Source organism: Streptomyces sp. NPDC090994, from assembly GCF_044768905.1.
Lineage (GTDB): Bacteria > Actinomycetota > Actinomycetes > Streptomycetales > Streptomycetaceae > Streptomyces.
Map to the genome: position 1 here is coordinate 221,253 of NZ_JBIVWS010000006.1, position 14,307 is coordinate 235,559.

A 14,307-nucleotide genomic window follows, 5' to 3' on the forward strand; every position below is an offset into this window, starting at 1 on the left:
CCCGTGTGCACCGCTTTCCGATCACCTGAAGCGATCTGTGCCCATCGGAGGCAGGCGGCAGCAGCCATCGACAACTCGACCTGGTCACGGTACGCGCGGCTGCGCCATTCGGTCAAACCGACGGCCGCCGGGAGACACTTGTCCACAGGCTGGGGACAACAACTTGAATGCTACCTGCCACGCTGACTACCGTGGCCGGACTCCGATTCGTTCCCTTCCCACCGGCGCATCTGATTCGTTCCGACCCGCCCGCCCCGTACCGACCGACCCCTCCCTCGGATCACACCTTCGAGGGACCCATGAGAGAGCGTGCCCTGTGGCTGACGTACCTGCCGATCTTGCCGCAGTGTGGCCACGCGTACTGGAGCAGCTCCTCGGAGACGGACGCGGCCAGGGCGTCGAGTCGAAGGACGAGCACTGGATCCGGCGCTGTCAGCCCCTCGCCCTGGTCGCCGACACCGCCCTGCTCGCCGTACCGAACGAGTTCGCGAAGGGCGTACTGGAGGGCCGCCTGGCCCCCGTCGTCAGCGAGACGCTGAGCAGGGAGTGCGGCCGCCCGATCCGCATCGCGATCACCGTCGACGACTCGGCCGGCGAACCCCCCACGCCCCCGGCGCCGCACGCGCGCCCCCAGCACCGCTACGAGGAACCCGACCTCCCGTCCGCCGGCCAGCAGGGCCGCGACACCCGGGACAGCCGGGACGCCCGGGACAGCCGAGACGGCCGTGATACGCGGGACTCCCGTGACGCACGCGACAGCCGGGACGACTACGAGGGCTACGGCCGCCACCGCCCCGACCCGCTCCCCACGGCCCGCCCCGCCTACCCGTCCGAGTACCAGCGTCCCGAACCCGGCTCCTGGCCGCGCCCGCCCCAGCAGGACGACTACGGCTGGCAGCAGCAGCGCCTCGGCTTCCCCGACCGCGACCCGTACGCCTCGCCGCCGGAGTCTCCGTACGGCTATTCCCAGGACTACCGCCCGCAGTCGCCCGACCGCCCGCCGTACGAGTCCGAGCGTCCGCCGTACGAGTCCGAGCGCCCGCCGTACGAGTCGCAGCGCCAGGACTACGAGCAGTCCCGCCCCGATTACGACCAGTCCGGCCCGGACTACAAGCAGCCGCGCGGCGACTACGACCAGCGGGGCGGCCGGCGTGATGCGCCCGAGCCGCCCGCCGGATCCGGCCACGTCCACCGCGGCGGCCCCGTGGGGCCCGGACCCGCCACCGGCGCCCCCGGGCCCCTGGCCGCACAGCCCGCCCCGGCCACCGGCCCCGGCGAGCCGACCGCGCGCCTCAATCCGAAGTACCTCTTCGACACCTTCGTCATCGGCGCCTCCAACCGCTTCGCGCACGCCGCCGCGGTGGCCGTCGCCGAGGCGCCGGCGAAGGCGTACAACCCGCTCTTCATCTACGGGGAGTCGGGCCTCGGCAAGACCCACCTGCTGCACGCCATCGGGCACTACGCCCGCAGCCTCTATCCGGGCACGCGCGTGCGGTACGTGAGTTCCGAGGAGTTCACCAACGAGTTCATCAACTCCATCCGCGACGGCAAGGGCGACAGCTTCCGCAAGCGCTACCGCGAGATGGACATCCTGCTCGTCGACGACATCCAGTTCCTGGCGGACAAGGAGTCGACGCAGGAGGAGTTCTTCCACACCTTCAACACGCTCCACAACGCCAACAAGCAGATCGTGCTCTCCTCCGACCGGCCGCCCAAGCAGCTGGTGACGCTGGAGGACCGGCTGCGGAACCGTTTCGAGTGGGGTCTGATCACCGACGTCCAGCCGCCCGAGCTGGAGACGCGGATCGCGATCCTGCGCAAGAAGGCGGTGCAGGAGCAGCTCAACGCCCCGCCGGAGGTGCTGGAGTTCATCGCCTCCCGCATCTCGCGCAACATCCGTGAGCTGGAGGGGGCGCTGATCCGGGTGACGGCGTTCGCGTCGCTCAACCGGCAGCCGGTGGACCTGGGGCTGACGGAGATCGTCCTGAAGGACCTGATCCCCGGCGGTGAGGACTCGGCCCCCGAGATCACCTCCACCGCCATCATGAGCGCCACCGCCGACTACTTCGGCCTCACCGTCGAGGACCTGTGCGGCACCTCGCGCGGGCGCGCGCTGGTGACGGCCCGGCAGATCGCCATGTACCTCTGCCGCGAGCTGACGGACCTCTCCCTGCCGAAGATCGGCGCGCTGTTCGGCGGCCGGGACCACACCACCGTGATGCACGCCGACCGCAAGATCCGCAATCTGATGGCCGAGCGGCGCTCCATCTACAACCAGGTGACCGAGCTGACCAACCGCATCAAGAACGGCTGACAGCACCCCTGTACGGCGTTCTGGGCGCCCTCCGGAGAGATCCGGGGGGCGCCTTCGTCATGTCCGGGACCGAGGGCCGCGGACGCGGCACGGGCACGGGCACGGGCACGGACGCACTCGCTGTTCGAATCCGCGCCGGGGTTACGGCCGCTGTCCACAGATCCGGGCACTTTTTTCCGTCCACACCTTGGGGACCGCCGAGTTGTCCCGATCCTGTCCACAGGCCAGGGTGTTGGGAGATCATCGAGCCAGGTCACTTGCCTGTGGATCGGTGGACGAACGATATCCACAGACTGTGGACAACGAATCGGTCCACACCCTGTGCACAAGGTTGTCCACCGTCGACCCACAGGTCAGACCCGGTTGTCCCCAGCGATCGGCGGCTTCTCCACACCGCTGTCCACTGTTCGGCAACCCGACGCGGCCTCTCACCGCTCGGAGTGAAAGGCGTCACACAAAGCTGCCGGGTTGGGCTGTGGGAAAGACGGGTAAACCTGGGGACGGCGCTGGGGAGAAGTCGCCTCTCCCTGTGCACGGAGTGTGCAGAACTTTCCGTTCTCCACAGCGGGGCCCACTTGTCCACCGGTCCCGCCCACAGGCCCCGTGGACAAAATTCCTGGGCTGACCTGCGCAAACGTGGTTATCCACGGTATCCACAGGCCCTACTACTACCAACGACTAGAGAGAGCCCGGAACTCGTTTCGAAGCGGGACCTGTGCACAACTCGCCCTCTCGTGCCCGACCGCCCCTCGGCACGACTTGACCCCGATGGGCACCTACTGTCAGTGCGGTGCGTCAGACTGGTCCCGGTGTTCCTGCCCCGCTGCGGGGCGGGCGACACCGAGTCAGACGACTGAGGCGAAGCAGGGCGAGAGCGCCGGCAACAGCAGGAGGCGGCAACGGTGAAGATCCGGGTGGAACGCGACGTACTCGCGGAGGCAGTGGCCTGGGCGGCACGCAGCCTCCCGGCCCGTCCGCCGGCGCCGGTCCTCGCGGGCCTGCTGCTGAGGGCCGAGGAGGGGCAGCTGAGCCTGTCCAGCTTCGACTACGAGGTCTCCGCGCGGGTGTCGGTCGACGCGGAGGTCGAGGAGGAGGGCACGGTGCTGGTCTCCGGCCGCCTGCTCGCCGACATCTCCCGCGCCCTGCCCAACCGGCCGGTGGAGATTTCCACAGACGGTGTACGGGCGACGGTGGTCTGCGGCTCCTCGCGGTTCACCCTCCACACCCTGCCGGTGGAGGAGTACCCGGCGCTGCCGCAGATGCCGAACGCCACGGGCACGGTCCCCGGCGAGGTCTTCGCCTCCGCCGTGCAGCAGGTCGCCATCGCGGCCGGCCGCGACGACACGCTGCCCGTCCTCACCGGTGTGCGCATCGAGATCGAGGGCGACACGGTGACGCTGGCCTCCACCGACCGCTACCGCTTCGCGGTCCGCGAGTTCCTGTGGAAGCCGGAGAACCCGGACGTCTCCGCGGTCGCCCTGGTGCCCGCCAAGACGCTCCAGGACACCGCCAAGGCGCTGACCAGCGGTGACCAGGTGATCCTGGCGCTGTCCGGCTCGGGCGCGGGCGAGGGCCTGATCGGTTTCGAGGGCGCCGGCCGCCGGACCACGACCCGGCTGCTGGAGGGTGACCTCCCGAAGTACAAGACGCTGTTCCCGACCGAGTTCAACAGCGTCGCCGTGATCGAGACCGCCCCCTTCGTGGAGGCCGTCAAGCGCGTCGCCCTCGTCGCCGAGCGGAACACCCCGGTGCGGCTCAGCTTCGAGCAGGGCGTGCTCATCCTGGAGGCGGGCTCCAGCGACGACGCACAGGCTGTGGAAAGGGTCGACGCCCAGCTGGAGGGCGACGACATCTCGATCGCCTTCAACCCGACCTTCCTGCTGGAGGGGCTGAGCGCCATCGGTTCCCCGGTGGCCCAGCTGTCCTTCACGACCTCCACCAAGCCGGCCCTGCTCAGCGGCAGGCCGGCGCTGGACGCGGAGGCGGACGAGGCGTACAAGTACCTGATCATGCCGGTGCGGCTGAGCGGCTGAGCGGCCGACTTGTCCACAGCCGGTGGATGAAGCCGCAGGTGGGCGTACGGATGAGCGCGTATGCCCACAGCTGTGCGTGGGCGTCCGGGTTTAGGCTCGGCGCCGGTGCGCATGCGCCTCACACGGCGACACGTGCCTGACACGCCACAGCGACCTAAGGAACGCAACTGATGGAGCTCGGTCTCGTCGGCCTCGGCAAGATGGGCGGCAACATGCGCGAGCGGATCCGCCGCGCGGGCCACACCGTCGTCGGATACGACCGCAACCCAGACCTCGCCGATGTCCACAGCCTGGAAGAGCTGGTGGGCAAGCTCAGCGGCCCGCGCGTGGTCTGGGTGATGGTCCCGGCCGGCGCGGCCACCCAGTCGACCATCGACGAGCTGGCCCGGCTGCTGGCCCCCGGCGATGTGGTCGTGGACGGCGGCAACAGCCGCTGGACGGACGACGAGAAGCACGCCGAGGAGCTGGCCGCCAAGGGCATCGGCTTCGTCGACTGCGGCGTCTCCGGCGGCGTCTGGGGCCTGGAGAACGGTTACGCGCTGATGTACGGCGGCGACGCGGAGAACGTCGCCAAGGTGCAGCCGATATTCGACGCCCTCAAGCCCGAGGGCGACTTCGGCTCGGTGCACGCCGGCAAGGTCGGCGCGGGCCACTTCGCGAAGATGGTCCACAACGGCATCGAGTACGCGATGATGCAGGCCTACGCCGAGGGCTGGGAGCTCCTGGAGAAGGTCGACTCCGTGACCGACGTCCGGGAGGTGTTCCGTTCCTGGCAGGAGGGCACGGTCATCCGGTCCTGGCTGCTCGACCTCGCCGTGAACGCCCTCGACCAGGACGAGCACCTGGACCGGCTCCGCGGTTTCGCCGCCGACTCCGGTGAGGGACGCTGGACGGTGGAGGCCGCGATCGACAACGCGGTGCCGCTGCCGGCGATCACCGCGTCGCTGTTCGCGCGCTTCTCCTCCCGTCAGGAGGACTCGCCGCAGATGAAGATGATCGCGGCGCTGCGCAACCAGTTCGGCGGCCACGCGGTCGAGAAGAAGTAAGCAGGACCCGAAGGGTGGAGGTCGGCGCACGACCATGCACGTCACGCATCTGTCGCTGGCCGACTTCCGCTCTTACGCGAGGGCCGAGGTCCCGCTGGACCCCGGCGTCACCGCGTTCGTCGGCCCCAACGGCCAGGGCAAGACCAACCTGGTCGAGGCCGTCGGCTACCTCGCCACCCTCGGCAGCCACCGCGTCTCCTCCGACGCACCCCTGGTCCGCATGGGCGCCGACCGCGCGGTGATCCGCGCCCAGGTCCGGCAGGGCGAGCGCCGGCAGCTGATCGAACTGGAGCTGAACCCGGGCAAGGCCAACCGCGCCCGCGTCAACAGGTCCTCGCAGGTCAGACCCCGCGACGTCCTGGGCATCGTACGGACCGTGCTGTTCGCGCCCGAGGACCTCGCGCTGGTCAAGGGCGACCCCGGGGAGCGGCGCCGTTTCCTCGACGAGCTGATCACCGCCCGGTCGCCGCGCATGGCCGGCGTCCGCTCCGACTACGACCGGGTCCTCAAGCAGCGCAACACCCTGCTGAAGTCGGCGGCGCTGGCCCGCAGGCACGGCGGTCGCACCCTGGACCTGTCCACCCTGGACGTCTGGGACCAGCACCTCGCGCGCGCGGGCGCCGAGCTGCTGGCCCAGCGCCTGGACCTGATCGCCACGCTCCAGCCGCTGGCCGACAAGGCGTACGAGCAGCTCGCCCCCAGCGGCGGGCCGGTCGCCCTGGAGTACAAGCCGTCGGCGCCCGGTGCGGCGCACGCCCGCGAGGAACTGTTCGAGCAGCTGATCGCCGCGCTCGCCGAGGCCCGCAAGCAGGAGATCGAGCGGGGCGTCACCCTGGTCGGTCCACACCGGGACGACCTGCTGCTCAAGCTCGGGGAACTGCCCGCCAAGGGGTACGCCTCGCACGGCGAGTCCTGGTCGTACGCGCTGGCGCTGCGGCTGGCCTCCTACGACCTGCTGCGGGCCGAGGGCAACGAGCCGGTGCTGGTCCTGGACGACGTCTTCGCCGAGCTGGACGCGCGCCGCCGGGAGCGGCTGGCCGAGCTGGTGGCGCCCGGCGAGCAGGTGCTGGTGACCGCCGCCGTCGACGACGACGTACCGCGGGTGCTGGCGGGGGCGCGGTTCGCGGTGGCCGACGGGGCGGTGCAGCGCGTATGAGCGCCGACGAGCCGGCCCGGCCGGCCATGAGGGAGCCCGCGAAGCAGGAGCCCGCGCGCAAGGGACCCGAGCCCTCCGGCGTCGACCTCGCGCGCGTGGCGCTGCGCGCGGCGAAGGAAGCGGCACGCGCGCGTGGCGAGGCGGCGCAGCAGAAGAAGCAGGCGCGGCGGGTCGGCCTGCGCTCGGGCGCGCGGGCCGACGGGCGCGATCCGATGGCGCTCGGGTCGGCGATCAACCGGCTGATCACCGAGCGCGGCTGGGAGACGCCGGCCGCGGTGGGCGGGGTGATGGGCCGCTGGCCGCAGATCGTCGGCGAGGACGTGGCCAAGCACTGCGTCCCGGAGCGGTACGACGAGGACGAGCGGGTCCTGGTGGTGCGCTGCGACTCCACGGCGTGGGCGACGAACCTGCGGCTGCTGGCGCCGACCCTGGTGGCCCGGCTCAACGAGGACCTCGGCCACGGCTCGGTCCGCGTGATCAAGGTGCAGGGCCCCGGCGGCTCCCCGCGCCGCTACGGGCCGCTGCGCGCCCCCGGCAGCACCGGGCCCGGCGATACGTACGGGTGAGTACATCCCCTTTCGTGCCGCCCGTCTCAAAGGTGACTGACATCACATCGAGGCCGCTCAATCGCGGGTTCGAGGCGGCGGCATCCCTCTTGTCGTACAACCGCACACGGTTGCGCATCACGACCTGACTCCGAAGTAGCCAAGGGTTGACGGCCGGAAGCGCTGAGTGCCTCCGTGAGCCTCTTGGAGCCCCCTTCCGCATATCGGGAGTCGGGAGAGGACGTCTCAGGGCGGCACATGCGGACTCAGGTACCGGCAAACCCCCATCAGTGTCAGTGGTACCGGTAGACTGGAAGACAATCCCGCCCCGGTCGTGGGGAGCCCGGGAAAAGCTGAGCAACGCTGATCAAGGCTTACCAACGCAACATGCCGCAGCCGCTCCGGCAAACGCCGACGAGCCCGGCTCGTGCTGTGCCAGAAAGGGCGCTTCGTGGCCGATTCCGGCAACCCCAACGAGAACATCCCGTCCACCGACACCGAGGCGCCCCCGCCCTCCCCGGGCGAGGGCTCCCCGTCGTACGACGCCAGTGCCATCACCGTGCTCGAGGGCCTGGACGCGGTCCGCAAGCGGCCCGGTATGTACATCGGTTCGACCGGCGAGCGGGGACTGCACCACCTGGTGCAGGAGGTCGTCGACAACTCCGTCGACGAGGCGCTGGCCGGCCACGCGGACACCATCGACGTCACGATCCTGGCCGACGGCGGCGTGCGTGTCGTCGACAACGGCCGCGGCATCCCGGTGGGCATCGTCCCCTCCGAGGGCAAGCCCGCCGTCGAGGTCGTGCTGACCGTGCTGCACGCGGGCGGCAAGTTCGGCGGCGGCGGCTACGCGGTCTCCGGTGGTCTGCACGGTGTGGGCGTCTCCGTCGTCAACGCCCTGTCGACGAGGGTCGCCGTCGAGGTCAAGACCGACGGTCACCGCTGGACGCAGGAGTACAAGCTGGGCGTGCCGACGGCCCCGCTGGCCAAGCACGAGGCCACCGAGGAGACCGGTACGTCGGTCACCTTCTGGGCCGACGGCGACATCTTCGAGACCACCGACTACTCCTTCGAGACGCTGTCGCGGCGCTTCCAGGAGATGGCGTTCCTCAACAAGGGCCTGCGGATCAACCTCACCGACGAGCGCGAGTCGGCGAAGGCCACGGCCGGCGCGGACGAGGCGGGCGAGGACGAGAAGCAGGAGGTCAAGTCCGTCTCGTACCACTACGAGGGCGGCATCGTCGACTTCGTGAAGTACCTCAACTCCCGCAAGGGGGAGGTCGTCCACCCCACGGTGATCGACCTGGAGGCAGAGGACAAGGACAAGCTCCTGTCCCTGGAAGTCGCCATGCAGTGGAACGGCGGCTACACCGAGGGCGTGTACTCGTTCGCCAACATCATCCACACCCATGAGGGCGGTACGCACGAAGAGGGCTTCCGCGCCGCGCTGACCTCGCTGATCAACAAGTACGCGCGCGACAAGAAGCTGCTGCGCGAGAAGGACGACAACCTCACGGGCGACGACATCCGCGAGGGTCTGACGGCCATCATCTCGGTGAAGCTGAGCGAGCCGCAGTTCGAGGGCCAGACCAAGACCAAGCTGGGCAACACCGAGGTGAAGACCTTCGTCCAGAAGGTGGTGTACGAGCACCTCGCCGACTGGCTGGACCGCAACCCCAACGAAGCCGCGGACATCATCCGCAAGGGCATCCAGGCGGCCACCGCGCGCGTGGCGGCCCGCAAGGCGCGCGACCTGACCCGCCGCAAGGGCCTGCTGGAGTCGGCGTCGCTGCCGGGCAAGCTGTCCGACTGCCAGTCGAACGACCCGACCAAGTGCGAGATCTTCATCGTCGAGGGCGACTCCGCCGGCGGCTCCGCCAAGTCCGGCCGGAACCCGCAGTACCAGGCGATCCTCCCGATCCGCGGCAAGATCCTCAACGTCGAGAAGGCGCGCATCGACCGCATCCTGCAGAACCAGGAGATCCAGGCGATGATCTCCGCGTTCGGCACGGGTGTGCACGAGGACTTCGACATCGAGAAGCTCCGCTATCACAAGATCATCCTGATGGCGGACGCCGACGTCGACGGCCAGCACATCAACACCCTGCTGCTGACGTTCCTGTTCCGCTTCATGCGGCCGCTGGTCGAGGCCGGTCACGTCTTCCTGTCCCGTCCGCCCCTCTACAAGATCAAGTGGGGCCGGGACGACTTCGAGTACGCGTACTCCGACCGCGAGCGCGACGCGCTGATCGAGCTGGGCCGCCAGGCCGGCAAGCGCATCCGCGAGGACTCGGTGCAGCGCTTCAAGGGTCTGGGCGAGATGAACGCCGAGGAGCTGCGCATCACCACCATGGACCAGGAGCACCGCGTCCTGGGCCAGGTCACCCTCGACGACGCCGCCCAGGCCGACGACCTCTTCTCGGTGCTGATGGGCGAGGACGTCGAGGCACGGCGCCAGTTCATCCAGCGCAACGCCAAGGACGTCCGCTTCCTCGACATCTGAGTCGGTCTGTCGCTGACCGCACCAGGAAGGACCTTCACCAGCAATGACCGACGAGAACACTCCCGTCACCTCCGAAGAGGGCGGCGTCATCGCCCAGCGCGTCGAGCCCGTCGGGCTCGAGACGGAGATGCAGCGCTCCTACCTCGACTACGCGATGTCCGTCATCGTGTCCCGCGCGCTGCCGGACGTCCGTGACGGCCTCAAGCCCGTCCACCGCCGCGTGCTCTACGCCATGTACGACGGCGGCTACCGCCCCGAGCGCGGCTTCTACAAGTGCGCCCGCGTCGTCGGCGACGTCATGGGCAACTACCACCCGCACGGCGACTCCTCCATCTACGACGCGCTGGTCCGCCTCGCCCAGCCGTGGTCGATGCGGATGCCGCTCGTCGACTCCAACGGCAACTTCGGCTCGCCGGGCAACGACCCGGCGGCGGCCATGCGGTACACCGAGTGCAAGATGGCGCCGCTGTCGATGGAGATGGTCCGCGACATCGACGAGGAGACCGTCGACTTCACGGACAACTACGACGGCCGCTCCCAGGAGCCGACCGTCCTGCCCGCCCGCTTCCCGAACCTGCTGATCAACGGCTCGGCGGGCATCGCGGTCGGCATGGCGACCAACATCCCGCCGCACAACCTGCGCGAGGTCGCGGCCGGCGCCCAGTGGTACCTGGAGAACTACGAGGCCTCGCACGAGGAGCTGCTCGACGCCCTCATCGAGCGCATCAAGGGCCCCGACTTCCCGACCGGCGCGCTCGTCGTCGGCCGCCGGGGCATCGAGGAGGCGTACCGCACCGGGCGCGGCTCCATCACCATGCGCGCGGTGGTCGAGGTCGAGGAGATCCAGAACCGCCAGTGCCTGGTGGTCACGGAGCTGCCGTACCAGACCAACCCCGACAACCTCGCGCAGAAGATCGCCGACCTGGTGAAGGACGGCAAGATCGGCGGCATCGCCGACGTCCGCGACGAGACGTCGTCCCGCACCGGCCAGCGCCTGGTCATCGTCCTCAAGCGGGACGCGGTCGCCAAGGTCGTCCTCAACAACCTCTACAAGCACACCGACCTCCAGACCAACTTCGGCGCCAACATGCTGGCCCTGGTCGACGGTGTGCCGCGCACCCTCTCCCTGGACGCGTTCATCCGCCACTGGGTGAACCACCAGATCGAGGTCATCGTCCGCCGGACCAAGTTCCGGCTGCGCAAGGCCGAGGAGCGCGCCCACATCCTGCGCGGTCTGCTCAAGGCGCTGGACGCGATCGACGAGGTCATCGCCCTCATCCGGGGCAGCCAGACGGTCGAGATCGCCCGCGGCGGCCTGATGGACCTGCTGGAGATCGACGAGATCCAGGCCAACGCCATCCTGGAGATGCAGCTGCGCCGGCTGGCCGCCCTGGAGCGCCAGAAGATCGTCCAGGAGCACGACGAACTCCAGGCGAAGATCAACGAGTACAACGAGATCCTCGCCTCCCCCGCCCGCCAGCGGCAGATCGTCAGCGAGGAGCTGACCGCGATCGTCGACAAGTTCGGCGACGACCGCAAGACGAAGCTGATCCCCTACGAGGGCGACATGTCCATCGAGGACCTGATCGCGGAAGAGGACATCGTCGTCACCGTCACGCGCGGCGGCTACATCAAGCGCACCAAGACCGACGACTACCGGGCGCAGAAGCGCGGCGGCAAGGGCGTACGGGGCGCGAAGCTCAAGGAAGACGACATCGTCGACCACTTCTTCGTCTCCACCACCCACCACTGGCTGCTGTTCTTCACCAACAAGGGCCGCGTCTACCGCGTCAAGGGCTACGAGCTGCCCGACGCCGGCCGCGACGCGCGCGGGCAGCACGTCGCCAACCTGCTGGCCTTCCAGCCGGACGAGGCGATCGCCGAGATCTTCGCGATCCGCGACTACGACGCGGCGCCGTACCTGGTGCTGGCCACCAAGGGCGGCCTGGTCAAGAAGACCTCCCTGAAGGACTACGACTCCCCGCGCTCGGGTGGCGTCATCGCCATCAACCTGCGCGAGCGGGAAGACGGATCGGACGACGAACTGATCGGCGCCGAGCTGGTCTCGGCCGACGACGATCTTCTGCTGATCAGCAAGAAGGCGCAGTCGATCAGGTTCACCGCCTCGGACGACACGCTGCGGCCCATGGGCCGTGCCACCTCGGGCGTCAAGGGCATGAGTTTCCGTGACGGCGACGAACTGCTGTCGATGAATGTTGTTCGAACGGGTACGTTCGTGTTCACTGCCACCGACGGCGGGTACGCGAAGCGGACCTCCGTCGACGAGTACCGCGTCCAGGGCCGTGGCGGCCTCGGCATCAAGGCCGCCAAGATCGTCGAGGACCGCGGAGAGCTCGTCGGAGCGCTGGTGACCGAGGAGACCGACGAGATCCTCGCCATCACCCTCTCCGGCGGTGTGATTCGCACGCGCGTCAGCGAGGTCAGGGAGACGGGCCGTGACACCATGGGCGTCCAACTGATCAATCTTGGCAAGCGCGATGCCGTGGTCGGCATCGCACGCAACGCCGAGGCGGGGCGCGAGGCGGAGGAAGTCGACGGCGACGTGGTCGTCGACGAGACCGCCGAGGATGCCGCGACCGCCGGCACGGACGAGGGCGAGGCGCCCTCGGCCGAGTAGCACGAGGAGAGAGTCATCGTGAGCGGAGCCACGGGCGCCGGATCGGCCGGTACCTCGACGGGTACGGAAACGGACGGCGGCGCCCGTGGCTCCGCCGCGCAGGGAACGGACCGGCGCGAAGACGCGTCCTCATCCTCGTACGAGACTCATGGATCCCAGGGGGGAACTGTGACGGACACCCGAGGTCCGCAGACCCAGCAGTACGGCGCTGGCGCGGGCCCGGCCGCATCCGGCGCCCAGCCCGCTTCCCAGCCGAAGGGCGGCCAGCCGTCGGCCTCCCCGCTGCCGGGCGAACGGCAGCAGCAACAGTCCGGCGGGCCCTACCACCCGCCGCAGGCGTACCAGACCCCGGCGGGCACCCCGTCGGGCGCGGTACGCCGCCCGCGCACCGGCGCGGGCCACACCGAGCCCCGCGTCCGCAAGGCGCGGCTGCGGGTGGCGAAGGCCGACCCGTGGTCGGTGATGAAGGTGAGCTTCCTGCTCTCCATCGCACTGGGCGTGTGCACGATCGTCGCGGCGACCGTGCTGTGGATGGTCATGGACGCGATGGGCGTCTTCTCGACGGTCGGCGGCACGATCTCGGAGGCGACCGGCTCGAACGAGTCGAACGGCTTCGACCTCCAGTCGTTCCTGTCGCTGCCCAACGTCCTCCTCTTCACGACCATCATCGCGGTCATCGACGTCGTCCTGGCGACGGCCCTGGCCACGCTCGGCGCGTTCATCTACAACCTCTCCGCCGGCTTCGTCGGCGGCGTGGAGCTGACCCTCGCCGAGGACGAGTGAGGTCACGCGGGTAACCGATTTTGGGCCTGCCCCCGTCGTGCGCTAATCTTCAGGAGTCAGCGCGCGGGACACACACCGCAAGCGCGGCGGGGCTATAGCTCAGTTGGTTAGAGCGCATCCCTGATAAGGATGAGGCCACAGGTTCAAATCCTGTTAGCCCCACAGCGAAAAGACCCCCGGTCCGACAGGGCCGGGGGTTTTCGCCTGTCTGCGGCCGGCAGCGGTGGTGGCGGTTACGGCTGGTCGGCGTACGGGACCACGTCGTGTTCCTCGCGGCAGGGGCCGCACGCCGATTGCACGCCCCCGGGTCCGGAAGCCTGTTCCACCACCTCGATGACCCTGATGCCGGTGCTGTAGCCGCGGTGCCATGAGCAGTAGCCGTAGGTCAGGGGTTCGGTCGTGGCCGAGCTTTGGCTGTTCGGGGCGTTCTGGTCCTGCGTACCCTCGTTCACGTCGACTCCTTGTCAGTCGTCCATGCCCCCGGATCGTTCGCGCGGTCGCGGGGGCCCTGCATGTGCAGGGTACCGATGCGGGATAGGCGGTATAGGTCGTATGGGTCGTCTGATCTCGCGTGTACAGGTGAGCCCGCCTAACTTCAGGATCATGAAGTGGGAGCCGGATGTGCCGAGGTGGCGGCAGGTCTACGCCGTGATGTCGGAGCGGATCATGGACGGCACCTATCCGCCCGAGGGCAGACTTCCGTCCGCGATGGACATCTGTGACGAGTTCGGAATCAGCCAGGTGACGGCGAAGCGCGTGTTGACGGAGCTGCGCAAGGCGGGGTTGGCGTACATGCAGCCGGGCATCGGGACGTTCGTCACCGAGCTGCCCGAGCCGTGACGCAGACGCAGACAGAAAGGCCCCGGTGAGGACCGGGGCCCGTGGAGCCGGCGTGGGGGATCAGTCGGTGGGCAGGGTCGCGCGCATCGCCTTTGCCGTGGCGGTGGGGTCGTAGTCGTCGGGGACGCCTTCGACCATGATGATGTCGCCCTTGATGTGCCGGGAGCGCAGGGGGGCGATCTCCTGGTAGGCGGGGGAGTCCCACCAGGCCCGTGCCTCGGTGATGCCGGGGAAGCCGATCATCACGACGGCGCCGGGCCAGCTGCCCTCCTTCACCTCGTGCGGTGTGACGTGCACGAGGAAGCGTCCGCCGTACGGCTCGAAGGTGGTGGGGATGCGCTCGATGTACTCGGCGATGTCCGGGTGCGGGGCGGCGTCCTGCAGGTGAGCTATCACGTAGGCGGGCATGGCGTCCTTCCGGTCGGGCGAACTCCGTACGGCGGGGGCAT

General features: G+C 69.3%; 11 protein-coding genes and 1 tRNA gene. 10 read left to right on the forward strand and 2 right to left on the reverse strand.

The window, feature by feature from the left end; genetic code table 11:
- Window positions 1–346: 346 nt before the first annotated feature.
- From dnaA to ACIQR3_RS16080, 9 genes are all read left to right on the forward strand, one after another.
- A complete protein-coding gene (gene dnaA, locus ACIQR3_RS16040) occupies window positions 347–2,314 on the forward strand; it encodes a chromosomal replication initiator protein DnaA (RefSeq protein WP_403539279.1) in 1,968 nt (655 codons plus the stop codon).
- A 902-nt stretch (window positions 2,315–3,216) separates the two neighbouring features.
- Window positions 3,217–4,347, forward strand: a complete 1,131-nt coding sequence (dnaN, locus tag ACIQR3_RS16045) for a DNA polymerase III subunit beta (RefSeq protein ID WP_215170424.1) — start codon at window positions 3,217–3,219, stop codon at window positions 4,345–4,347.
- Window positions 4,348–4,517: 170 nt separating this feature from the next.
- Window positions 4,518–5,393, forward strand: coding sequence for a phosphogluconate dehydrogenase (NAD(+)-dependent, decarboxylating) (gnd, locus tag ACIQR3_RS16050; RefSeq protein WP_403538868.1), 876 nt, complete (start codon window positions 4,518–4,520; stop codon window positions 5,391–5,393).
- A gap of 34 nt (window positions 5,394–5,427) precedes the next feature.
- A complete protein-coding gene (recF, locus tag ACIQR3_RS16055; protein WP_403538871.1) occupies window positions 5,428–6,549 on the forward strand; it encodes a DNA replication/repair protein RecF in 1,122 nt (373 codons plus the stop codon).
- Window positions 6,546–7,115 (forward strand): DUF721 domain-containing protein, encoded by a 570-nt coding sequence (locus tag ACIQR3_RS16060; protein WP_403538874.1) that lies wholly within the window; start codon window positions 6,546–6,548, stop codon window positions 7,113–7,115. Before recF ends, ACIQR3_RS16060 begins: the two co-directional genes overlap by 4 nt.
- Before the next feature lie 430 nt (window positions 7,116–7,545).
- Complete coding sequence (gyrB, locus tag ACIQR3_RS16065; RefSeq protein WP_403538877.1) at window positions 7,546–9,597, forward strand: DNA topoisomerase (ATP-hydrolyzing) subunit B; 2,052 nt, start codon at window positions 7,546–7,548, stop codon at window positions 9,595–9,597.
- A 43-nt stretch (window positions 9,598–9,640) separates the two neighbouring features.
- Window positions 9,641–12,235, forward strand: coding sequence for a DNA gyrase subunit A (gene gyrA, locus ACIQR3_RS16070; RefSeq protein ID WP_403538878.1), 2,595 nt, complete (start codon window positions 9,641–9,643; stop codon window positions 12,233–12,235).
- An 18-nt stretch (window positions 12,236–12,253) separates the two neighbouring features.
- Window positions 12,254–13,018 (forward strand): DUF3566 domain-containing protein, encoded by a 765-nt coding sequence (locus ACIQR3_RS16075; protein WP_403538881.1) that lies wholly within the window; start codon window positions 12,254–12,256, stop codon window positions 13,016–13,018.
- An 88-nt stretch (window positions 13,019–13,106) separates the two neighbouring features.
- Window positions 13,107–13,180 (forward strand) — tRNA-Ile (locus ACIQR3_RS16080).
- Window positions 13,181–13,251: 71 nt separating this feature from the next.
- Here the strand turns inward: ACIQR3_RS16080 and ACIQR3_RS16085 are convergent.
- Complete coding sequence (locus ACIQR3_RS16085; RefSeq protein ID WP_403538882.1) at window positions 13,252–13,470, reverse strand: hypothetical protein; 219 nt, start codon at window positions 13,468–13,470, stop codon at window positions 13,252–13,254.
- A gap of 151 nt (window positions 13,471–13,621) precedes the next feature.
- On the opposite strand from ACIQR3_RS16085, the gene ACIQR3_RS16090 reads away from it, so the two are divergent.
- Window positions 13,622–13,858, forward strand: coding sequence for a winged helix-turn-helix domain-containing protein (locus tag ACIQR3_RS16090; RefSeq protein WP_403538884.1), 237 nt, complete (start codon window positions 13,622–13,624; stop codon window positions 13,856–13,858).
- 60 nt (window positions 13,859–13,918) lie between these two features.
- On the opposite strand, the gene ACIQR3_RS16095 is transcribed toward ACIQR3_RS16090, so the two are convergent.
- The gene (locus tag ACIQR3_RS16095) at window positions 13,919–14,266 is read right to left on the reverse strand and encodes a DUF1330 domain-containing protein (RefSeq protein ID WP_403538887.1); all 348 of its coding nucleotides are present in this window, start codon (window positions 14,264–14,266) and stop codon (window positions 13,919–13,921) included.
- Window positions 14,267–14,307 lie beyond the last annotated feature (41 nt).